16 protein-coding genes, 1 pseudogene and 1 CRISPR repeat array are annotated in these 22,776 nt (G+C 65.4%); of the genes and pseudogenes, 6 read left to right on the forward strand and 11 right to left on the reverse strand.

Annotation, left to right across the window (positions count from 1 at the left end; all coding sequences use genetic code 11):
* The coding region (locus A9Z00_RS07620; protein ID WP_296973011.1) for a transposase at positions 1 to 242 on the forward strand (242 nt) is incomplete at its 5' end.
* 241 nt (positions 243 to 483) lie between these two features.
* Positions 484 to 2,121: a CRISPR direct-repeat array (repeat unit 30 nt; unit sequence GTTTCAATCCCTCATAGGTACGATCAAAAC).
* 236 nt (positions 2,122 to 2,357) lie between these two features.
* On the opposite strand, the gene A9Z00_RS07625 is transcribed toward A9Z00_RS07620, so the two are convergent.
* The 7 genes from A9Z00_RS07625 to A9Z00_RS07655 all read right to left on the reverse strand — a co-directional run bounded on the left by A9Z00_RS07625 (position 2,358) and on the right by A9Z00_RS07655 (position 10,017).
* Positions 2,358 to 3,254 (reverse strand): fructosamine kinase family protein, encoded by an 897-nt coding sequence (locus tag A9Z00_RS07625; RefSeq protein WP_296975583.1) that lies wholly within the window; start codon positions 3,252 to 3,254, stop codon positions 2,358 to 2,360.
* Positions 3,255 to 3,360: 106 nt separating this feature from the next.
* A complete protein-coding gene (locus A9Z00_RS07630) occupies positions 3,361 to 4,818 on the reverse strand; it encodes a sensor histidine kinase (RefSeq protein ID WP_296975584.1) in 1,458 nt (485 codons plus the stop codon).
* 28 nt (positions 4,819 to 4,846) lie between these two features.
* On the reverse strand, positions 4,847 to 5,536 hold the full coding sequence (locus A9Z00_RS07635) for a response regulator transcription factor (protein ID WP_296975585.1): 690 nt from the start codon (positions 5,534 to 5,536) through the stop codon (positions 4,847 to 4,849).
* 133 nt (positions 5,537 to 5,669) lie between these two features.
* On the reverse strand, positions 5,670 to 6,455 hold the full coding sequence (locus A9Z00_RS07640; protein ID WP_296975586.1) for a lantibiotic immunity ABC transporter MutG family permease subunit: 786 nt from the start codon (positions 6,453 to 6,455) through the stop codon (positions 5,670 to 5,672).
* 2 nt (positions 6,456 to 6,457) lie between these two features.
* Entirely contained in the window at positions 6,458 to 7,222 is a 765-nt protein-coding gene (locus A9Z00_RS07645) for a lantibiotic immunity ABC transporter MutE/EpiE family permease subunit (RefSeq protein ID WP_296975587.1), read from the reverse strand.
* Positions 7,219 to 7,935: a lantibiotic protection ABC transporter ATP-binding protein gene (locus tag A9Z00_RS07650; RefSeq protein WP_296975588.1), complete on the reverse strand. Its 717-nt coding sequence runs from the start codon at positions 7,933 to 7,935 to the stop codon at positions 7,219 to 7,221. The genes A9Z00_RS07645 and A9Z00_RS07650 overlap by 4 nt, the downstream gene beginning before the upstream one ends.
* 150 nt (positions 7,936 to 8,085) lie before the next feature.
* Positions 8,086 to 10,017, reverse strand: a complete 1,932-nt coding sequence (locus tag A9Z00_RS07655; protein ID WP_296975589.1) for a glycoside hydrolase family 127 protein — start codon at positions 10,015 to 10,017, stop codon at positions 8,086 to 8,088.
* 129 nt (positions 10,018 to 10,146) lie between these two features.
* On the opposite strand from A9Z00_RS07655, the gene A9Z00_RS07660 reads away from it, so the two are divergent.
* Positions 10,147 to 10,998: a helix-turn-helix transcriptional regulator gene (locus A9Z00_RS07660; RefSeq protein ID WP_296975590.1), complete on the forward strand. Its 852-nt coding sequence runs from the start codon at positions 10,147 to 10,149 to the stop codon at positions 10,996 to 10,998.
* A 117-nt stretch (positions 10,999 to 11,115) separates the two neighbouring features.
* Here A9Z00_RS07660 and A9Z00_RS07665 read toward each other — a convergent pair whose 3' ends face one another.
* Complete coding sequence (locus tag A9Z00_RS07665) at positions 11,116 to 12,720, reverse strand: glycoside hydrolase family 43 protein (protein ID WP_296975591.1); 1,605 nt, start codon at positions 12,718 to 12,720, stop codon at positions 11,116 to 11,118.
* Positions 12,721 to 12,991: 271 nt separating this feature from the next.
* On the opposite strand from A9Z00_RS07665, the gene A9Z00_RS07670 reads away from it, so the two are divergent.
* The 4 genes from A9Z00_RS07670 (at position 12,992) to A9Z00_RS07685 (ending at position 18,248) form a co-directional block, all read left to right on the forward strand.
* Positions 12,992 to 13,747, forward strand: a complete 756-nt coding sequence (locus A9Z00_RS07670) for an IclR family transcriptional regulator (protein WP_296975592.1) — start codon at positions 12,992 to 12,994, stop codon at positions 13,745 to 13,747.
* A 73-nt stretch (positions 13,748 to 13,820) separates the two neighbouring features.
* Positions 13,821 to 14,720 carry a fumarylacetoacetate hydrolase family protein gene (locus tag A9Z00_RS07675; protein ID WP_296975593.1) on the forward strand — a complete coding sequence of 300 codons (900 nt, stop codon included), beginning with the start codon at positions 13,821 to 13,823 and terminating at the stop codon, positions 14,718 to 14,720.
* A 26-nt stretch (positions 14,721 to 14,746) separates the two neighbouring features.
* Positions 14,747 to 16,204 carry an alpha-ketoglutaric semialdehyde dehydrogenase GucD gene (gene gucD, locus A9Z00_RS07680; RefSeq protein ID WP_296975594.1) on the forward strand — a complete coding sequence of 486 codons (1,458 nt, stop codon included), beginning with the start codon at positions 14,747 to 14,749 and terminating at the stop codon, positions 16,202 to 16,204.
* Between the two features lie 13 nt (positions 16,205 to 16,217).
* Positions 16,218 to 18,248: a YjhG/YagF family D-xylonate dehydratase gene (locus tag A9Z00_RS07685; protein WP_296975595.1), complete on the forward strand. Its 2,031-nt coding sequence runs from the start codon at positions 16,218 to 16,220 to the stop codon at positions 18,246 to 18,248.
* Between the two features lie 99 nt (positions 18,249 to 18,347).
* Here A9Z00_RS07685 and A9Z00_RS07690 read toward each other — a convergent pair whose 3' ends face one another.
* From A9Z00_RS07690 to A9Z00_RS07700, 3 genes and pseudogenes are all read right to left on the reverse strand, one after another.
* Positions 18,348 to 19,847, reverse strand: a complete 1,500-nt coding sequence (locus A9Z00_RS07690; RefSeq protein ID WP_367189308.1) for an ABC transporter permease subunit — start codon at positions 19,845 to 19,847, stop codon at positions 18,348 to 18,350.
* Positions 19,844 to 21,499 (reverse strand): ABC transporter ATP-binding protein, encoded by a 1,656-nt coding sequence (locus A9Z00_RS07695; RefSeq protein ID WP_296975640.1) that lies wholly within the window; start codon positions 21,497 to 21,499, stop codon positions 19,844 to 19,846. The genes A9Z00_RS07690 and A9Z00_RS07695 overlap by 4 nt, the downstream gene beginning before the upstream one ends.
* 108 nt (positions 21,500 to 21,607) lie before the next feature.
* A pseudogene (locus A9Z00_RS07700) lies at positions 21,608 to 22,727 on the reverse strand (BMP family lipoprotein).
* Between the last annotated feature and the right edge of the window lie 49 nt (positions 22,728 to 22,776).

The following is a 22,776-nucleotide window of genomic DNA, read 5'->3' on the forward strand; positions in this document are numbered from 1 at the left end:
CCAACGAGCTGGATTTGCTGATCAAAATGCTGGCTTACAACCTCTATGAGCGGTTCAAGCGGGACTATTGCGAACCCGTTCATTGGGGCTATACGATCGCCAGGTTTCGGCTGGAGTTCTTCCATTGGGCGGCGACGATCGTTCGGCACAGCAGGAAGCTCATCCTGAAACTGGCTCACGACTTTCCATACCGCCATGCGTGGAAGCGAATCGAAGCGCGGCTGGCGACCATGTCAGGTTAGAGATTCCCACAATTTTACATGGAAAACCAAAAGCCCCTTGCGGTGGGGGAGGGGGGAGGAATACCTTTCAACGCTGACGGGGAGTTGTCTGGCTGGGAACTTCCCTGTTATTTACAGGGTGTTATGCGCTAACATCTCGTGATTTTACCGAAACAATGGGCTTTCGAAATTTAGGTTTAATTTTCGGGATAGGTACGATCAAAACGGGGAGATCCGAGGCGCCGCCCAAGCGTCTGAAAAAGTTTCAATCCCTCATAGGTACGATCAAAACCGCTTGCAATCAGACACGGCCCCGGTTTAAAATACGGGGTTTCAATCCCTCATAGGTACGATCAAAACCCGCATCACTCCATGCGACATCTGCATTGCCCCAGGTGTTTCAATCCCTCATAGGTACGATCAAAACGGTACCAGCTTGACGGTGAACGGATGATCTTCCCGCTGTTTCAATCCCTCATAGGTACGATCAAAACTTTATCCACCCCTTACATAGCGCTCGTACCATTCAGAAGTTTCAATCCCTCATAGGTACGATCAAAACCCTCCTGGCTCAGCCCCGCGCGAACACGAACCGCGCGGTTTCAATCCCTCATAGGTACGATCAAAACGACGTACCGGATCGCTGAGGTGCGGCGCAAAGAGCAGTTTCAATCCCTCATAGGTACGATCAAAACCACGATGATTTCATACACCGCGCGCTCTTCCTGGGAGTTTCAATCCCTCATAGGTACGATCAAAACCCTGAAATACATCGCCAAACCTCATCGGCATTTCAGGTTTCAATCCCTCATAGGTACGATCAAAACGCCGGATCGCGTAAAAAATGTTGTAACTTCCCATTGAGTTTCAATCCCTCATAGGTACGATCAAAACTTGACGACATCGAACGCGAAACGTTTCCGACAAAAGTGTTTCAATCCCTCATAGGTACGATCAAAACCTGGTATGCCCGGGTGTGCAGCTCGTCCATGGCCTGCGTTTCAATCCCTCATAGGTACGATCAAAACTCTTTTTTTGCTCGCGGTGGCTCAAATCATTATCCAGGTTTCAATCCCTCATAGGTACGATCAAAACCGGTCCCGCGGCATGTAAATGTACTCGGTGTAATTTTCAGGTTTCAATCCCTCATAGGTACGATCAAAACCGTGCGGTTGAAGTCTGCAAAGGGTGGCTACCCGTATGAAGTTTCAATCCCTCATAGGTACGATCAAAACGGAAATCGTGTTGTGCTTCACTCCGATCCTAAAGCCGTTTCAATCCCTCATAGGTACGATCAAAACGCCCTGGCGATTACAACAACTTCAGTATTTTTTTATGTTTCAATCCCTCATAGGTACGATCAAAACTTCGCTATTGCGCGGAGGTTCCAGCTGCCGATCGATGTTTCAATCCCTCATAGGTACGATCAAAACCGCCGCGGAACATGGTCAGTTCCGATCCTCCTTCGGTGGTTTCAATCCCTCATAGGTACGATCAAAACGTTGTGGTGCCGGGCCGCATCCACCGCAAGGGCCGGTTTCAATCCCTCATAGGTACGATCAAAACAACGGATTGCCCAAAACCTATGCGATTCCGATGCTTCGTTTCAATCCCTCATAGGTACGATCAAAACAATGTGGCGGTTATGTGGTAAGTCCGAGTGGAAAGACGGTTTCAATCCCTCATAGGTACGATCAAAACGTGAAACGACCAATACAGAAGATTTCCGATCCTCGTAGTTTCAATCCCTCATAGGTACGATCAAAACCATGTACGGATGTTCGTAGCTGTCGTTTTCATCCACGTTTCAATCCCTCATAGGTACGATCAAAACGCAGGCCTGCAGGAAACGTCTTTCGGCAGCTGGTGAGTTTCAATCCCTCATAGGTACGATCAAAACCCCAAAAATCGCGAACGATCAAGGTTTTGGTTCATCGCGACATGAACCGCAAATAACGACTTTCTCCTCCAGTATATCACAGAACGCTTGTCCCGGCCGCATGTTCCGTCGTTTGCATTTGTCGTCGACCCCCGGGGGTTTTTGCGCTACCGGAGGTCGACGACAAATAACGTACGTGCGAAATCGGGTTCGGATTCATTTGATAAGATGGTTCCAGCCGGATATTCCCTGTTCCATCACGCATGCCCGGCATACCGCCGCAGCACCCGGTCGACGGACGGGCCGTACACTTCCCCGAACAGAATGAGATGCACGAGCAGATGGTACAGCTGATAGATCGGCTTGCGCTCCTCGTATCCGGGATCGACGGGATACGCCTCGCGATAGGCGGCGTAGAACCGCGCGGGGAAGCCGCCGAACAGCTCCGAGAACGCCAGGTCGCACTCCCGGTCGCCGTAATACACCGCCGGATCGATCAGCCAGGGGCGCCCGTCCGCGCCGGCCAGCCAGTTGCCGCTCCACAGGTCGCCGTGCAACAGCGACGCGGCGGGCCGGTCCGGCAGCCACCGGTCCAGCCGCTCCATGAGCCGGTGCAGCGACTCCCATCGGCCCTTCGGCAGCAGGCCGCGCGCCTCCGCCAGTCTCGCGAGCGGCATCAGCCGGCGGTCGCGGTAGAAGGCGATCCAGGAATCGAGCCAGCCGTTCTCCTGCGGCAACAGCCCGATGTAATTGTCCTCGTGCAGCCCGTACCGCCCGTCCGGGCTCGTCCGGCGGTGCAGCGCGGCGAGGCCGGCGCCGAGCGCCCCGACCGTCTCCGGTCGGGCCGGTCCGGTCTCGATCCACTCGAGCACGAGCATGCCGCCCGCGCGTCCCGGGATCTCCCCGGCATAGAGCGGCTCCGGCACCGCGATCGCCTCCGCCCGCCCGAGCAGCCGCAGGCCCTCCGCCTCGCGTCGGAACAGATCGGCCGTCATGTCCCGCCGCACCTTCACGAACAGCTTCCGCCGCTCCGTCTCGACGCACCAGGATTCGCCGATGTCGCCGCCCCTCGCCTCCCGGACCGCGGCGATTCCCTCGCCCGCAAGCCCCGGAACGGCTCGCAGGACGGCGTCTCCGATCCAATTGGGTTTCATTTTCGCCTCTCCGACCATGGTATGGAAAGTCACATGCATATGCAGCCGTATCGCAAGCGGTCAATATGGCTCCCGCCATTAATCTTGGCCCGGAGCCGATTGGAGATCAATCCGCATCTATTCCCTCAGGCGGCCCGACCGCGTGGTGAAACGCGACGCACGCCTCCCCGGATGCGGCGTTGTACGCCCGGACATCGCCGCCCATTTTCAACGCGAGCCGCCGGACGATGTACAGGCCCAGCCCGGCGTGGCCGCCCTTGCCGCTCCGTCCCTCTCCGCCGCGATAGAACTTGTCGAACATGCGCTCCAGATCCCGCTTGCCGAACGGCGGCCCGGTGTTGCAAATTTCGTACGCGACCCGGCCGGGGAGAAGGTCGACTGCGATCCGGATCCGCCCGCCGGGCGGCGTATGCTCCAGACTGTTCGTGATCACGTTGTCCAGCATCCGCTCCGCCATTTCCGCATCGAACCGGAGGGGCGACCCGGCGTCGCCCCGGATCTCCGCCTCGATGCGGACGCCGCGCCTCTCCGCCTCCAGCTCGTAGTGGGACAGCTTCCGTTCCAGGAACGGCCCCATCCGGACCTCGACGGGACGGGGATGGAACGCCGGACTTTCGAGCTCGGAGACATACAGCATGTGCCGCACGAGGGAGGCGCTTTTCTCCGCATTCTCGCGGATGATGGACAGATACCGGGCCTGCTTCGGCGACCGCTCCGTGCCGGGATCGTCGAGCAGCGCTTCGGCGTATCCGAGGATGAGCGAGAGCGGCGTCTTCAGATCGTGCGCCAGCGCTTCGGTCATGGTGCGCCGTTCCTCTTCCATCCGCCACTGGGCGGACAGGGAACGCTTCAGCTCGTCCTTCATTTCGTTGAAGGCGGCGACCAGCCGCCCGAGCTCGTTGTCGGCCCGGTAATCCAGTTCGAAGTTGAGATCCCGCTCCCGAATCCGGTTGGCCGCTTCCATCAGCATCGCCAGCGGCCGGTTCACGCGGGCGGCGAACCTGCGCGTGAAGAACAGGAGCGCCAGCAGAAACCAGACGAACGGCGCCGCAACCATGCCGGCCGCCAACGCCGCGATCCAGTATCGGCCGTCGGAAGATGCCGGCGACACCTTGAGATCATAGGCGAGCAGCACGGCGCCGGCCAGCCCGGCCTCCCCGTCCGGAACCGGCACGACCCTGACGAACCTGCCCTTTGCCGCAAAGGTCGTGTTGAGCCGGCGGATCAGCTCCTCCGGCGCATCGAGATAGGCCGCGTCGGTTGAACCGTACAGCCGGTCCCCGCCGGCATTGTACACCTGATAATCCATCCCTTCCGTCGGCACGATCCGCTCCAGCCGTTCCCGCGCGTCCGGATCGAGCAGCGCCGCCCCCTGCTCCCGGATGTACGCCTCGATGACCGGTATGCGGGTTTCATAATAATTTGCGGGGTTAATTTTTCGGTTCAACAAATAATCGAACAGCAGGATGCCCGCCGCATACGTCGCGGCTGTCGCCAGCAGGCTCGAGGCGATGATCAGCGCGATCGTGAGGCGGATTTGCGATTTCAGCGGTCTGTCGCTCACGTGGACGCGCTCCTTGCGTCAATCGTCATCATTGGTTCCATTTGTAGCCGATTCCCCACACCGTCGCGATGTACTCCGTCTCCGGATCGACGGCGGCCAGCTTGGCGCGGATCTTCTTGATGTGCTCGACGACGGTCGAGGAATCGCCTTCCGCATCGTATCCCCAGATTTTCTCGTAGATTTGCTCGCGCGAAAACACCTGCCCGGCGTGCGTGGCGAGCAGCTCCAGCACGTCGTATTCCCGGCGGGTGAGCGGGATCGGCCGGCCGCCGATCGCGACGGACCGCTCCTTCCGGTCCAGCGACAGACGGCCGAACCAGAGCTTCGACCGCATCCTCCCTGCGCCCAGATCCCGGGCGCGCCGCTCCCGCCGCAAATTGGCCTCGATCCGCGCCATCAGCTCGCGCAGGCCGAACGGCTTCGGAATGTAATCGTCCCCGCCGAGATTGAACGCGGTGATCCGGTCCATTTCCGACTGCTTCGCGCTCAGGAACAGGATCGGACACATCACCTCGTCCCGGATCGCCCGGCAGACTTCATAGCCGTCCAGATGCGGCATCATGATGTCGAGCAGGATGAGATCCGGCTGTTTCCGGGCCAGCTTCACGCCTTCCTCGCCGTCGGCGGCCGTGAGCACCTCGTGCCCCCTCGCCTCCAGCTCCTCCCGCAGCAGGCTGACGAGATCTTCTTCGTCATCGATGATCAAAATGCAGGCCATTCCGTCATCCCGTCCTTTTGTGCCAGGCTTTCCGAAAGATCGGGCACATCCGGCCCCGGTCCCGAAATGCATCCGCCTGCCTTCATCCCTTCCGCCCGCTTTCAATCCTTTGCCCGCTTCCATTCCTTCGCCGTCAATCTTCGCCGCGGCGCCCCTCCCACCGGCGGAACCACACGGAACCGCCCGCGGCCGTCAGGGCGAACAGCATGAGCGAGAGGAGCAATCCCTTCTCCGGCGCGGCCGGCATCCGGTCCGGCGCCAGCGGAACCTGCGACAGCCGCACCGGCCAGGCCCATGGCACATACAGCCAGATGCGGTCGCCGACGACGGTCGCCCCGATGATCGCGGCGGCGAGCAGCCCCGCTCCGCCGACGCCGGCGCTCGCTCCCCAGCCGGCGGCGAGGGCGAGCCAGTGGTGCAGCGCGATCAGCGGGAGCGAGCCGGCCGCGGCCAGGAGCGCGCCCGCGAAGAGCGCACCCGCGTCGGGAGCCGGCATGCCCGGCCGGACCAGCATGCCGGCCAGGAACCATGCCGCCGCGCACAGCACGCTCCCGGCGTGAAGAAGCACGAGGAACAGCAGTCGCGAAGCGTAGACGGCCGATCTGGGCGCAGCGCCGAGCCAGGCCGCGAAATTCCCGGCGTGCTCCTCCTGCAGGGCCAGGAGCCCGGCCAGCACGCCGACGGCCAGCGGCAGCATCACGGTCCAGCCCTCGAAGAAGACGGAAGCCATTTCCCGCGGCAGCTCCGGCGTGATCCGCCGGTTCGCGAAATAGAAAAGCATCAGCAGCGCATACGCCGCCGGCGCGGTCAGGACGGCAAAGCGGAGCGGCGTCCTGCGCGTCTTCAGCCAATCCGCCCGCATCAGCCGGAGCATCAAGGCCAGGTTTCGTTCCCGTCCCGTCGCGCGCAATCCGTCCACGGTCAGCGCACCTCCCGGCGCGCGAACAACGCGGCGGTCAGCGCGGAGGTCAGGACCAGGAACAGCATCGAGGCCAGGATGCCGGCGGGGATGGCCGCCGCGTCACGCAGCGGATCGTCAAGCGGCAGCATCACGCCGTTCGGGTGAACGCCGATGACCGGCGCCATCAGCCGGATCGGCCAGCTCCACGGCACCGCGATCCAATACGGTTCGGGCGCCGCGACAACGCCGGCAATCATGCCCGCCGTCCCGAGCGCAAGCGCCGGCAGCGTTCCGAACCGGAACGCCGCGTAGAGATGCACCGGCGCAAGCCCAAATGAACTCAGCCACGCGAGCAGGCCCGCTTCGGTGATGGCGGCAAGCGGGATGCCTCCGCCGGCCGGGATCAGCCCAGCGGCGGCGATCGCGACCGCGATCAGTACGACGGATGCCATGAACTGATAATAGCCTAGCACAACAATCCTGCTCAGCCAAAGCTTTGCGGGATGGACGGGGTTGGCGAGCAGCCCGCGGTAGCGTCCCGCCTTCCTTTCCCGGTTCTCCGCCAGAACGCCGAGCAGCGCGACCCCGAACGGAACGAACAGCACGGTCCACCAGTTGAAAATCATGGCGAGCAGCACTTCCCGGACCTCGTTCGTCCCGTCCTCCGGCAACAGGAAGCGGACCACCGCGCCGTAAAGCGCGAAGAAGAGCGGTGCGCCGAGCGCGAGCCTTCTCGCAAAGCTGCGGCGGTACTTGAGGCGTTCAGCCGCGATCAGCCGGATCATCTCGCATCCGCCTCCCTTCCGCTTGCGCGGACCACGTCCATGAACAGCGCCTCGACGTCGGTGTTCCGGTCCAGCCGGCCCTGATGGAGCAGTTTCCCGCCGTGGATGATCCCGATGTCGTCGGCGAGCTGCCCGATTTCCGCGAGGCCGTGGCTCGACACCAGCACGGTGACGCCCCGCGCGGGAAACGAGCGGATCAATGCGCGCAGTTCCCGGATGCCCAATGGATCGAGCCCGTTCGTCGGCTCGTCGAGAATGAGCAGCCGCGGCTGCTTGAGCAGCGCGATCGCGATCCCGAGCCGCTGCTTCATGCCGAGCGAGAACGCCGCGGCGCGCTTCCGTCCGCTGCCGGCCAGGCCCACGGTCTCCAGCGCTTCGTCGATGCGGCTGTCCGGAAGCCCCAGCATCAGGGCGTGCACCTTCAGATTTTCCCGCGCGGTCAGGTTGCCGTACAAGGCCGGTGCCTCGATCAGCGCGCCGATCCTGCCGAGGCATTCCCGGCTCCACGGCTTGCCGTCGAACAGGATGCGGCCGCCGTCCGGCCTGCCGAGTCCGGCGATCATCCGGAGCAGCGTCGTCTTGCCCGCGCCGTTCGGCCCCAGCAGGCCGTAGACGGTGCCTTCGCGCACGCCGATCGACACGCGGTCGACGACGGCGGTTTTGCCATACCGCTTGGTCAGACCTTCGGTTTGCAGCACATAACGCTCAGCCATCGTTTGCATCCCTCATCTTCATCCCTGTGAGTCGTTCGATGACTGAAGCGTACCAGATAAAAATAAAGAATCGATAAAGCGCGGGCATAAAAAAGCGCCCGTCTGCGGAACATCGTCCCGCAGACGGGCGGCGCTTGCGGAGCGGGCGGTCTAATACCGGATCCACACGCTCATCTCGCCGGGTTCGCGGTTCCCCCACAGGAAATAGGGAATCGCGCGGAACCGGATCGGCCGGGTCGCCCTGTCCAGCGGCCGGTACGGCGCGTCGTCCGGCCAATCCGCGCCGGCCGGCACCCGGCCGTTCCCCTCGATGACGACGCAGCCGCCCAGCAGTCCGGGCTCAAACCGCTCGCTCAGCGCAGGCTCCTCCGCCAGCGACAGCGCCGCGAGCGGCGCGCCGTTGTCCGCCTCCTCGACACAGTAGACGAGCGGGCCGCGCTGGATCGCCGCCTTGCCGGCGTTGGCCCGGATCTCCGGGCGCGCGCCGACGAGCGTCGTCTCCATCGGCAGCAGCCATTCCACGCGGTCGCCGTCCGCCCACTCCCGCTCCACGATCGCGTAGCCCCGTTCCATCCGGTACGAACAGGCTTCTCCGTTCACCTTGAGGGCCGGCGCGCCCTTCTGGAACCAATTCGGCACGCGCAGCGCGAGCGCAAGCCGCACGGGGCCTCCGCCGGCGACGGAGAGCCCCAATTCCACCCTGCCGTCCCACGGCAGCCCCGAGCGCTGACGCAGCGTCACCTCGCGCCCGCCCGCCGAAAACCGGGCCTCGCTTCCGACGTACAGGTGCACGTACACCCGGCCCGCCGCCCCGTCGATGTCATAGATGTAATCATCGAGCGACATGATCAGCCGCGCGACGTTCGGCGGGCAGCACGAGCAGCCGAACCATTTCTGACGCACCGGCTTCACGTGCCGGCGGTCCGGATTCTTCAGGCTCGCCTCCGGCCACACCTCCAGCGGATTGACGTAGAAGAAATGCTTCCCGTCCCGCGACATGCCGGCGAGCACGTTGTTGTACAGCGCCCGTTCCATCACGTCGGCATAGTCGCTCCGCGGCTCCAGCCGGAGCATCCGCCGCGCCCAGAAGACGAGGCCGATCGACGCGCACGTCTCCGCGTAGGCGAGATCGTTCGGCAGATCGTAGTCGAACGTGAACGCCTCGCCGATATGCGTCGACCCGATGCCGCCCGTGATGTACATCCGCTTTTCCGTCGCGTTGCGCCAGAGGCGTTCGCACGCCTCGCGCAGGCCAGCGTCTCCGGTCAGCCGGGCGAGATCGGCCATCGCGCTGTACAGGTAGACGGCGCGGACCGAATGGCCGACGGCCTCCGTCTGCTCGCGCACGGGCAGATGGGCCTGGTTGTACTCGAGATTCGGCCGGCCCGAGCCCCAGATCGGCGGACGTCCCCGCTTCCACTCCTCGATGAAGTAGTTCGGCTCCTTCCCGCGCTCATCCACGAAAAATTGCGCGAGCCTGAGATACCGCTCCTCCCCCGTCGCGATGTACAGCCTCACGAGCGCCAGCTCGATCTCGGGATGCCCGCAATAGCCGCGCAGCTGCCCCTCGCCGGGCCCGAACGTGCGGTCGATCAGATCGGCAAACCGGCACGCGATGTCGAGCAGCCGCCGCTTGCCCGTCGCCTCGTAATACGCGACGGCCGCCTCGAACAGATGCCCCGCACAATACAGCTCGTGCGCCTCGTACAGGTTCTTCCACCGTTTGTCCGGCGCTTTGATCGTGAAGTACGTGTTGATATACCCGTCCGCCTGCTGGGCCTGTCCGATCAGCTCGACCGCCTCGTCCACGGTCCGCTCCAGCCCGGGATCCGGCGTGCGCCGCAGCGCGTATGCCGCCGCCTCGATCCATTTGTAGAGATCGCTGTCCTGGAACACGAATCCGTAGAACTCTCCCTCCTCCAGCCCGGCCGCAATGCGGAAGTTGCGGATCGCGCGGCTCGGCTCCGCCCCCTCGACCCGGTCGTTCAGCGCCTCCCACTGGTACGGAATGACCGTATCGGCCACCAGATGCTGATAGCCGCCCCAGAAATCGTCGTGTATCCGAACATGCGGTTTGTCCATGCCGTCCCACCTGCCCTGATAAAATTTGACCCTTTCCAGAGGCGAGTATATGAAGTATTGTAGGAATGAACCAGTGGAAGAACGCGCTTTTTCTTATAAAAAACGAGACTGCTTCCGAAGGTGATGTCCGTGCGCGGAACCGCCCTCATCGAACTTGCGGCGCCGCCGCTTCCGTACTATCTGGAATCGGGCCTCGCGGAGTACCGTCCCGGGGACCGGCATCCGAACCGCGCCGATTTCGGCGTGTTCGATCTGCTCCTCGGCGTGAACGGCACGCTCCACATCGGGGAGAACGGGCGGGAATGGCGGCTCGGCGAAGGGGACGTGCTGATCCTGTTGCCCAGGGGATATCATTACGCGGTGAAGCCGTGCGAAGAAGAGACATCGTTCTGGTGGCTGCATTTCGGGCATCCGGATTGGCGCGAAATCGCCGATCCGGCCGATGCGGAATTGCCCGTGCGGGAAGCGCCCTTCGACCGGCCGAAGGCGGTCCGGCTGCCGAAGCATGTCCGCCTGCCCGATCCGCAGCCCGCCTTCGACATCTTCCGCAGACTGGCGGCGCTTCCGATCGGCGATGCCTTCTGGGAGAGGCAGGAGCTTTTCTTCCGGCTGCTCGACCTGATCGGGCGCGGGAGGAACGGGGACGCGGCAACGCCGGCCGCGCGGGTCGCCGAGCGTGCCGCCCGGCTGCTGCAGCGGCATTACCGCGAGGATATCACGAGCGCGTCGCTCGCCGGGCGGCTGCACTATCACCCCAGCTACATCGTGCGCTGCATGAAGCAGGTCTACGGCGTCACGCCCGCCCGCTACCTGCTGCGGTACCGGATCGAGCAGGCGAAGCGGCTGCTCGTCTCGACCGGCTGGCCGGTCGAGCGGATCGCGGACGAGACGGGCTTCCGCTACGCGCCGCACTTCTCCGCCTGCTTCAAGCGCCTGACCGGCATGACGCCGGTCGAATACCGCAGGCGGTACTGGCGCTGAGCGGAAGGCGGCCGGGCGGTCATCCCGCGGGACAAGGAGCGCTTCCTGTCCGGGCTCCGGCGGCGCTGCCCGCACGCGCGGTTCGACCCGTCGCTTTCCTAGACGGCGCTGCCCGCCTTACCCGAGCTCGCGATACGTGAAATAGTCGAAGTCCGCGCATTTCCCCTGTCCGCTCAGATCCTGCACGCAGATGCCGAGGAAAGCGCCGGTGAACCCCTGGTCGATCAGGCGGCCTTCAAGCCGCGCCTCCGCGTTCTCGTCGGAGATGACGCTCGCGTCCAGCACCGGTCCGATCGGCGTCCATTCCCGGCCGTCCCGCGAATAGTAGAACTGCAACCGTTCATGATCGATCGACGCCTTCAGGTGGACGCGGTCCCACCCTTCGATCGACACCGGCCGTTCCAGCGGCTCATCGTACAGGCCGCGGTCGCTGCACATGATGTTCAGGCATTTGCCCAGCTCTTCGTCGCGGCTGACGTACAGATAGTAGTAGTTCCGCGTGTTGTAGTAGTGGATGAGGCCCGCAAGCTGCTGGAACGTGTCCGGTTCGAACTCGACCGCCGTCTCCGCCTCAACCGCAAACGCCTGCTGCCGGCGCGCGACAAGGCTTTGCCGGTGATGGGAGCTCAACGATTCGCGTCCCTTCAGCCGCAGATAGCCCGGACGCGCGGTCAGCGACGCCCACGATTCGTCGAGCGGCTCGCGCAGCGTCTGGAAGTGGATGCTGATCCGGCCGCCGTCGAAATGATCCGTCTCCGGCTCGGGCGGGAACGGGTGATCCGGCAGGTCGGGCGCCGGCACGATCGTCCGGGGGCCGTTCCCCCCGCCGGCCAGCCGCGGCCAGCCGTCCTCGCTCCACTCCACGGGAATGAGCGCCGTCTCCCGCCCGAGGATGCAGCGCCGCGAAGACTTGAGCGGCCGGCCGCACAGATAGGCGAAATACCATTCGCCGGTCTGCGTCTCGACGAGGCTCGCGTGCCCGGCCCGCTGCAGCTCGAGGTCCGGCTTGTCCGCCGCGGTGAGGACGGGATTGTCGGGATGGACTTCATACGGCCCGAACAGCGACCGGGAACGCGCCACCGTGACCGCATGGTTGTAGCGGGTGCCGCCTTCGGCGGTGACCAGATAATACCAGCCGTTGCGCTTGTAGATGTGCGGCCCTTCCGTGAGCCCGAGCTCCGTTCCCCGGAAAATGTTGCGGATCGGCCCCACGAGGCGCTTCTCGACCGGATCATACTCCTGCAGCGCGATTCCGCCGAACTTGTTTCTGCCCTTGCGGTGATCCCAGATCATGTTGACCAGCCACTTGCGGCCGTCGTCATCATGGAACAGCGACGGGTCGAAGCCGCTGCTGTTCAGGTAAACCGGCTCGGACCACGGACCTTCGATGCTCGGCGCGGTCACGAGATAGTTGTGGGTGTCCTTGAACGGGCCGATGTGGCTTTTCACGTCGGTGAACACGAGGTAGAACAGACCGTCCGCGTAGCTGAGGCAGGGCGCCCAGATGCCGCCGGAATCGGGGTTGCCGAGCATGTCGAGCTGGCTCCTGCGGTCGAGCGGCCGGGCGACGAGGCGCCAGTGGCGCAGGTCGCGGGAATGGTGAATCTGCACGCCGGGGAACCACTCGAACGTCGAGGTCGCGATGTAGTAGTCGTCCCCCACCCGGAGGATGGACGGGTCCGGGTTGAAGCCTCGCAGCACGGGATTGCGGATCGTCTTCACGGGGATCAGCCTCCTTGCCGTTACGGAACTCGCACTTCGGGTGTGCAACGGGACCGGGCCTTCCGGAACCGCACCGGAACCGGACGGCCTTCCGCGGCCGATCCGGACCGCCGCGATCACTCGCCAGACCGCCGCCGTCGCCCGCCCGGTCCGAATGGCGGAAAATTCACGATTTACAACCTTCCGGTTCCAAGCGTACTATAATAAGCAGAAATCGTCAAACCGAGTTTTATAGTATTAAACAATTCGACAAAAGGAGTGCCTGACCGACATGCCGATCATCCAGGCCCTTGACCGGGCGCTGCGCATCCTCGACCTGTTCGACGAGCACACCCCCGAGCTGAAGCTGACCGAGATCAGCGCGCGCATGAACCTGCACAAGAGCACGGTGCACGCGCTGCTCCGGACGCTGCAGCTCCACGGCTATGTCGAACAGGACGCGGAGAGCGGCAAATACCGCCTCGGCCTCCGCCTGCTGGAGAAAGGTCAGCTTCTCCTGCAACACCTCGACATCCGCAACGTCGCCCGGCCGCACCTCCAGGCGCTGTCCGCGGAGACCGGCCAGACGGCGCACCTGCTCATCCTCGACGGCCGGGAGGGAGTATACATCGATAAAGTGGAAGGTCCGCTGGCGGCCATCCGCTATTCCCGCATCGGACGCCGGGTGCCGCTCCACAGCAGCGCAAGCGGCAAGGTGCTGGCCGCCTTCCAGCCGCCGGAGACGCTCGAGCGCCTTCTCGCCGGCTACACCTTCACGCGGCACACGCCGAACACGATCGACTCCGAGGAGCGATTCCGCCGCGAACTGGAGGAGGTGCGACGGGCCGGCTGCGCCTTCGACCGGGAGGAGAACGAACCCGGCGTCCTGTGCATCGCCGCGCCGATCTTCGGCCATGACGGGCAGCTCGTCGCCGCGATGAGCCTCTCCTGCATGACCGCCCGGGTCGACGAAGCCGAGGCGCAACGGCTGTCGGAGCGGGTGCGGATGACGGCGGCGGAGATCTCGGCCCGGCTGGGACACCGCTGACGCCAAGACGCCGGCCGCCCGTGCCGGACGCCTAAGCTTATCCATCCAAAAACACTTGATGGGAGGGACACGGATGCGCATCATCCGCTACATCGACGACCATGACGGGACGATTCGCCTCGCGGCGGTGACCGACGGGGAGCAGGCCTATCCGCTCCGTTCGCCGGATTTCATCGCGCTCGTGAAGGAGGCGGAGGCCGCCGGCATTTCCCCGCTCGAGGCGGTGCGCCGGCAGATCGAAGGGGCGAAGCCGCTTACCGGCGACTGGCGCGGGTTCAGCCTGCTCACGCCGGTCGACGCGCCCGAAGTGTGGGCGGCCGGCGTCACCTACGAGCGCAGCCGGGAGGCGCGCAACGAGGAATCGACGGGCGGCGCGACCGGCGGAGAGACGTTCTACGACAAGGTGTACCGGGCCGAGCGGCCGGAGATTTTCTTCAAATCGACGGGCGCCCGCACCGCAAGGCCGGGGTCGCCCGTCTGCATCCGGAGCGACTCGGACTGGCAGGTGCCCGAACCGGAACTCGGCATCGTGCTGGACAGCCGCGGCCGGATCCTCGGCTACACGGCCGGCAACGACATGAGCTGCCGCGACATCGAGGGCGAGAACCCGCTCTACCTGCCGCAGGCCAAAATCTGGCGCCGCTCCTGCTCCTTCGGCCCGGCGATCCGGCTGGCCGAGACCGTGCCGAACCCGTACGACCTGACGATCGTCTGCCGCATCTACCGGGACGGGGAGCTCGCGGTGAACGAATCGGCGAACACGGGCCAGCTCCGGCGGAAGCTGGACGAACTCGCGTCCTGGCTTACGAAGGACAACGTCGTGTACGACGGCACCGTGCTGCTGACCGGCACCTGCATCGTGCCGCCCGGCCGCTTCACGCTGAAGCCCGGCGACCGGATCGAGATCGAAATCTCCGGCATCGGCACGCTGATCAACCCCGTCGCGGCGGCGGACGCCACCATCACGGCCTAATCTGCATTCAACGGGAGGAATGATCGATGGTGAACGCACCGGTTTACCAAAATTACATCAACGGCGAATGGCGCGCTCCCTCCAACGGAGAAACCGTCGCCAGCGTCAACCCGGCCAACCGCCAAGAAATCGTCGGCATCGTGCCGAGCTCGGGCCGGGACGACCTCGAGAGCGCCGTGGCCGCGGCGGACGCGGCCCGCAAGGCGTGGCGCGATCTGGCGGGACCGGCGCGCGGCCAATTCCTGTACAAGGCCGCCGACATCCTCGAGAGTCGCCTCGAAGACATCGCGGAGACGATGACGCGCGAGATGGGCAAGACGTTCGGCGAGGCGAAGGGCGAAACCGCCCGCGGCGTCGCGCTGCTCCGCTACTACGCCGGCGAGGGCATGCGCAAGATCGGCGACGTGATCCCGTCCACCGACGCCGGCGCGCTCATGTTCACGACGCGCGTGCCGCTCGGCGTCGTCGGCGTCATCACGCCCTGGAACTTCCCCGTCGCGATCCCGATTTGGAAAATCGCGCCCGCCCTCATCTACGGCAACACCGTCGTCTGGAAGCCGGCGACGGAGACGGCGGTGACCGCGGCGAAGATCATGGCATGCTTCCATGACGCGGGCCTGCCGGCCGGCGTGCTGAACCTGGTGATCGGCAGCGGGTCGGTCATCGGTCAGGGGATCGCCGAACACCCCGGCATCCACGGCGTCACGTTCACCGGCTCGAACGCGGTCGGCAAGCGGATCGCCCAGGCGGCGGTCGCCCGCGGCGCGAAGTACCAGCTGGAGATGGGCGGCAAGAACCCGGTCATCGTGCTGAAGGACGCCGATCTGGAGCTCGCGGTGAACGCGACGATCAGCGGCGCGTTCCGCTCGACCGGCCAGAAATGCACCGCGACGAGCCGCGTCATCGTGGAAAAGGAGATCTACCCGGCGTTCCGGGAGAAGCTGCTGGACAAGATCGCGCAGCTCAAGGTCGGCGACGGCATGGATCCGTCGACGTGGCTCGGACCGTGCGCGAGCGAGAGCCAGATGGAGACGGTGCTCGGCTACATCCGCAAGGGGATCGAGGAGGGAGCCGAGCTCCTGTGCGGAGGCAAGCGGCTGAGCGAGGGGAATTTGGCGAACGGGTTCTTCGTGGCGCCGACCGTGTTTGACAGGGTCACGCCCGACATGACGATCTTCCGCGAAGAGATCTTCGGTCCGGTGATCGCGCTCGTGCAGGCGGACAATCTCGAGGAGGCGCTCCGTCTCGCCAACGATTCGGAGTACGGCTTGAGCGCGTCCGTCTTCACGCGGGACATCGGCAGCATCCTGACGTTCATCCGGGAGATGGACGCCGGGCTCGTGCGGGTGAACGAGGAAACGGCCGGCGTCGAGCTGCAGGCGCCGTTCGGCGGCATGAAGAGCTCGAGCTCGCATTCGCGCGAGCAGGGCACGGCCGCCATCGAGTTCTACACCGCGATCAAGACCGTGTTCGTGAAGGCCTGAGGAGCGACCGTCCATGTCATCCGCGCTCGAAGCCATCCTGGGTCGCCCCGAAGACGAAGACTTTCGCATCGAGACGAGCGCGCCCGGACCGGAAGGCCGGCTGCCGCTGACGCCGGAGCTGCTGCGCGAGAGCCCGAGCGGCGACCTGTTCGGCTGGTCGCAGAACGTTGGCATGGGTTGGGACCCCGCGCGGCTGCTCGGACCGCAGGTGCTGATCATCGGCACGCAGGGCGGCATCCGCGCCGAAGACGGCCGGCCGGTGGCGCTCGGCTACCATACGGGCCACTGGGAGGTCGGCCTGCTGATGCGGGCCGCCGCGGAGGAGATCGCCGCGGCCGGCGGCATCCCGTTCGCCGGATACGTCAGCGACCCGTGCGACGGCCGCTCGCAGGGCACGACCGGCATGTTCGATTCGCTGCCGTACCGGAACGACGCCGCCGTCGTCATCCGCCGGCTCATCCGCTCGCTGCCGACCCGGCGGGCGGTGCTCGGCGTCGCCACCTGCGACAAGGGGCTGCCGGCGATGATGATCGCCCTGGCCGGCATGCGCGACCTGCCGTCCGTCGTCGTGCCCGGCGGGGTCACGCTGCCGCCGGCGCGCGGGGAGGACGCCGGGAAAATCCAGACGATCGGCGTCCGGTTCGCGCGCGGCGAGCTCTCGCTCGAGGAGGCGGCCGAGCTCGGCTGCCGGGCATGCGCCACGCCGGGCGGCGGCTGCCAGTTCCTCGGCACCGCCGCGACGTCGCAGGTCGTCGCCGAGGCGCTCGGCCTGACGGTCCCGCACGCCGCGCTCGCCCCTTCGGGGCAGCCGGTGTGGACGAAGATGGCGCGGCAGTCCGCGCGCGCGGCGCTGCGCATGGCGGAGAGCGGCCTGACCGCCGGCCGCATCCTGACCGATGCGGCCGTCCGCAACGCGATGGCCGTGCACGCCGCGTTCGGCGGCTCCACGAACCTGCTGCTGCACCTGCCCGCGGTCGCGCACGCGGCCGGCCTGCGCGTGCCGGACGTCTCCGATTGGATCGAAGTGAACCGGTCCGTTCCGCGCCTCGTCAGCGTGCTGCCAAACGGGCCGGTGCCGCATCCGACCGTGCGCGTGTTTCTGGCGGGCGGCGTACCGGAGGTGATGCTCCATCTGCGTCGGCTCGGCCTGCTGGACGAGCGCGTTCTCACGGTGACCGGCGAGACGCTCGGCGCCGTGCTGGACTGGTGGGAATCGTCCGAGCGGCGGCACCGGATGCGGCGCATCCTGATCGAGCGGGACGGCGTCGACCCGGACGCGGTCATCTACCCGCCGGACAAGGCGCGCGCCGCCGGCCTCGCGTCGACCGTCACGTTCCCGGTCGGCAACATCGCGCCGGAAGGCTCGGTCGTCAAGTCGGCGGCGATCGACCCGGCGCTCGCGGACGCGGACGGCGTATACCGGCACGTCGGCCGGGCGAAGGTGTTCACCTCGGAGCGGGCGGCGATCCGCGCGATCAAGGAAGGCCGCATCGAAGCCGGCGACATCCTCGTGCTGATCGGCTGCGGGCCGTCGGGCACCGGCATGGAGGAGACGTACCAGCTCACGTCGGCGCTCAAGGCGCTGCCGTTCGGCGGCAAGGTGTCGCTGCTGACCGACGCGCGCTTCTCCGGCGTGTCCACCGGCGCCTGCATCGGCCACATCGGACCGGAGGCGCTGGCGGGCGGGCCGGTCGGCCGGCTGCGCGACGGCGACTGGATCGACATCCGCATCGACCTGCACCGGCTCGAAGGACGCATCGACATGGTCGGCGACGGCGAGACGCCGGGGACGCCCGAAGAGGGGGCGGCGGTGCTGGCGCGCCGCGGCCCGCATCCGGAACTCCGGTCCCATCCGCTGCTGCCCGACGACACGCGGCTGTGGGCCGCGCTCCAGGCGGCGAGCGGCGGCACGTGGCGCGGCTGCGTGTACGACGTCGACCGGATCGTCGAGGTTCTGGAAGCCGGCATGAAGGCGCTGGCCGCTTCCCGGGGAAGCGGCGCGGCCGCCTGCGCTCCGGACGCGGAGCGTGCCGGCGGCGGGTGAGCGCGGACGCGCCGGAGACGCGGCAGGCCAGACGTATACGCAAACAGCTGTGCTGCGGCGGGCTCGGAGGCCATCCGGCCCGCCGGCGCTTTTCGCCCCCTATCGTTCGCCCTTCCGGTACGGCTTGCCGGCGGCGGCGGGAGCGACCGCGCGCCCGACGAATCCCGCCAGCACGAGAACGGTCAGGATGTACGGGAACATGTAGATGAACTCGACGGGTATGGAGTCCGTGATGCCGTGCACCTGGAACACCGACTTCAGCGCGGAGGCGATGCCGAAGAACAGGGCGGCGAACATGCCCGCTGCCGGCCTCCACTTGCCGAAAATGAGCGCGGCAAGCGCGATGAAGCCCTGCCCCGAGATCGTGCTGTGCGAGAAGTTGCTGGTCGTCGTCAGCGTGATCGTCGCGCCGCCCATCGCGGCCAGCGCGCCGCTGATCATGACCGCGGCATAGCGGACGCGATGGACGCGGATGCCCAGCGAATCGGCCGCCTCCGGATGTTCGCCGACCGAGCGCAGCCTGAGCCCCGCGGGCGTCCGGTAGAGCACGAACCAGACGACGGCGACGAGCAGGAACGCGATGTAGCTGGTCGGATACGCGATGAACAGCGCCTGTCCCAGATAGGGAATGTCCGACAGCAGGGGAACGGCCCATTTGGCGAACACGTTCTTCAGGGTCGGCGTCTGGGCCGCGCCGTCCAGCAGGATCTTGCAGACGTAGATCGTGGCGCCCGACGCCAGCAGGTTGAGCGCGACGCCGCTGACCACCTGATCCGCCCGGAACGCAATGGAAGCCACGGCGTTCACGCCCATCACTTCGCAGGCGCCGCCTGCCCCCGCGAACAGGCCGCTGATGAACATCGCCTTGACGAACGCGGATTTCACGTTGATGCCCGCATATTCGGAAGCGTCCGGGTTGAACCCGACGGCGCGGAACTCGAAGCCCAGCCTCGTCTTCCAGAGCAGGAACCGGAACAGCGCGGCCAGGACGAGCGCGACCAGGATGCCATAGTGGATGCGGGCGTTGTCGAACAGCCCGGTGAGATCCGGGGTCGACAGCCACGCGCTCTCATGGAGATATCGCGAGCGCGCCATTCCCTTCTCCAGCAGGGCGCTGCGGACGATGTAATTCGCGAGGTGCAGGGCGATCCAGTTGAGCATGATCGTCGTGATCACCTCGTGCACGCCCCGCGCCGCCTTCAGCCAGCCGACGATCGCCCCCCACAGGCCGCCGGTCAGCGCGCCGGCGACAAGCGCCAGCGGAACGTGCAGATACCAGGGCAGCTCCAGCAGGATGCCGGCCGCGGCCGCGGCAACGGCCCCCATGATGAACTGGCCTTCCGCCCCGATGTTGAACAGGCCGGACCGGAACGCGAAGGCCACCGCCAGCCCGGTGAAGATGTAGGGCGTGATCTGCCGGATCGTCTCGCCGAGGTTGTACAGGTCTCCGAACGCCCGCGAAAACAGCGATCCGTAGGCCAGGATCGGATTGTAGCTGCCCGCCAGCATGATGACGGCGCCGAGGAGCAGCCCGACCGCGACGGAAGCGGCGGGGATCAGCGCCGATTCTCCGAACGGCCGCCTGACAAACCCGTTCATGCGCGTTCCCCGCTTCCGTCCGCATGGTCTCCCGCTCCGCCTACGGATCCATCATCGCGGTTCGCACGGCCTTCAGCCGTCCCGTCGCCGACTGCGACTTCCCTCTCCCCATCGGCGGCCGCACCGCCTTCCCCCTTCCCGTCGCCGCCCGTCCCGCCTCCGGATACGCCGCCGCCGGACATCAGCAGGCCGATCTCCTGCTCATCGGTCTCCCGCGGGTCCAGCACGCCGACGATCCGGCCCTCGTACATGACCGCGATGCGGTCCGACAGGTTCAGGATCTCGTCCAGTTCGAGCGAATGGAGCAGCACCGCCTTGCCGCTGTCGCGCTGCTCGATCAGCTTCCGATGGATGATCTCGATGGCGCCCACATCCAGCCCGCGCGTCGGTTGCGTCGCGATGAGGAGATCGGGATCCCCCGCCACCTCGCGCGCGACGATCACCTTCTGCTGGTTGCCGCCCGACAGCGCCCGCGCGGGCGTCTTCTCGTCCGGCGTGCGGATGTCGTACTCCCCGATCAAACCGGCGGCGTGGTCGAAAATCCGGTCGTACTTCAGCAGGCCGCGCCTGCTGAACGGGGGAGCGTAATAATTTTTCAGCACCAGATTTTCGCCCACGCTGAAATCGAGCACGAGCCCCCGCTTCTGCCGGTCCTCGGGAATGAAGCCGACCTTCGATTCCGCGATCCGGCGCGGCGGTTCGTTCCGGACGGGACGGCCCCCCACGCGGATCTCCCCGGACGCCGCCGTGCGAAGCCCGGTGAGAATCTCGATGAGTTCGCGCTGGCCGTTGCCTTCCACGCCCGCGATGCCGAGGATCTCGCCCCTGCGCACTTCCAGCGACAGCCCCTTCAGCACCTGGATGCCCCGTTCATCGTGGGCCGTCAGGTTCTCGATCTCCAGAATCGTCTCGCCCGGCCGCGCTTCCTTCTTCGGAATGACGAAGCTGACGTTGCGCCCGACCATCATGGAAGCCAGCTCTTCGGGCGATGTGTCCCGGACGGGCAGGCTGCCCACCACCCGGCCGCGGCGAATGACGGTGACCCGGTCGCCGACGGCCATGATCTCCTTCAGCTTGTGGGTGATCAGGATGATCGTCTTGCCCTCGCCCGCCAGCCGGCGCATGATCGCCATCAGCTCCCGGATCTCCTGCGGCGTCAGCACGGCGGTCGGCTCGTCGAAAATGAGGATGTCCGCGCCCCGGTACAGCGTTTTCAAAATTTCCACCCGCTGCTGCATCCCCACGGAGATTTCGCGGATCGTCCGGTGCGGATCCACGTGCAGCCCGTATTTCGCGGAAAGTTCCTTCACGCGGGCGAGCGCCTCCCGGTAATCGATCATGACGCCCTTGCGCGGTTCCGCGCCGAGAATGATGTTCTGGAGCACCGTATACGGTTCGTCGAGCATGAAATGCTGGTGGATCATCCCGATCCCGAGTTCGATCGCCTTCTGCGGACCGGTGATCCCGACCTTCCGTCCGTGGATGTAAATCTCGCCCTCATCCGGCTGACAGAGGCCGAACAGGATGTTCATCAGGGGCGTCTTCCCCGCGCCGTTCTCGCCGAGCAGGGCGTGGATTTCGCCCTTCCGGACCTGCAGATCGATGCGGTCGTTCGCGACAATGCCGGGGAAACGCTTCGTGATGCCCCGCATCTCCACCGCGATCCCGCTTTTCACCGCTTCATCCCCCGCTTGTGGCGGCAGGGCGGAAGGGACGCGCGCGTCCGTCCCGCCCGGGCCGCGTTGTGGATTCGCATCCGGCTACTCGGTCGGCACCACGATCTCGCCGCTGATGATCTTCTGCTCGTACTCCTTCACCTTGGCCAGCACATCGTCGGGAAGGTTCGGATTGCTCTCCGGCAGGCCGACGCCGTTATCCGCCAGGCCGAGCACGACGCTACCCGGCGTGAACCTTCCGTTCACGAGATCGGCGCTGATCTTCGCCACCGCCCGGTCGACCCGCTTCATCATGGACGTAAGCGTGATCTCGTGCCCGAAGGTGATCGACTGGTCCTTGTCGACGCCGATGACCCAGACGTCGGCGCCCGCCTTCTTGCGCTCGCTGCCTTCGTTGAACACGCCCGTCGCCCGTCGCGCCCGCCGCGTGGAAGATGATGTCCGCGCCGTTGTTGTACAGCGTCGCCGCCGACGCTTTCCCCTGGTCCGGCGCGTCGAAGGCGCCCGTGTAGTCGATGATGACTTCCGCGTCCGGATTGGCGGCTTTCACGCCGGCCGTAAAGCCCGCTTCGAACCGCTTGATGACGGGGATTTCCATGCCGCCCACGAAGCCGATCTTGTTCGTCCTGGTCATGAGCCCCGCCACGACGCCGACGAGGAACGAGCCTTCATGCTCCTTGAACGTGACCGAAGCGACGTTCGGCGCATCCACCGTCTCGTCGATGATGGCCAGCTTCGCGTCCGGGTTCTGTTCGGCGACCTGCCTCACGGCGTCGGCCATCAGAAATCCGATGCCCCAGGTCAGATCCGCTCCGTTCCGCACGAACCGGGTCAGGTTCGGCACGTAATCGGCGTCGCTCTGGCTTTGCAGATAATCGACCTTAACGCCGTATTCCGCGCCGAACGCCTGCAGGCCTTCCCAGGCGCTCTGGTTGAACGAATTGTCGTTCACGCCGCCGATGTCGGTGACCATCGCGACGAAATATTGCTTGTCCGTACCGCCGGGCGAATCCGTGCCCGATTCCGCGGGCTGTTCCGCCGGCTGCTGTCCTCCCGGCGTCTCCGCGGTCCCGGTGCCGGCGCTCTGACCGCTGTTCGAGCCGCCGCCCGAACGGTTCTCCGCACCTCCGCAGCCGGCCGCCATGACGGCAAGCGCAAAGATGATCCCGATCAAGGCGATTTGGCATCTGCGCCAGGCCAACATCTGCACATAACCCCTCTCCGGATCGGATGAATGCGTGCACGAAAAAAAA

The sequence above is a fragment of the Thermobacillus sp. ZCTH02-B1 genome (genome assembly GCF_002159085.1).
Taxonomy (GTDB): domain Bacteria; phylum Bacillota; class Bacilli; order Paenibacillales; family Paenibacillaceae; genus Thermobacillus.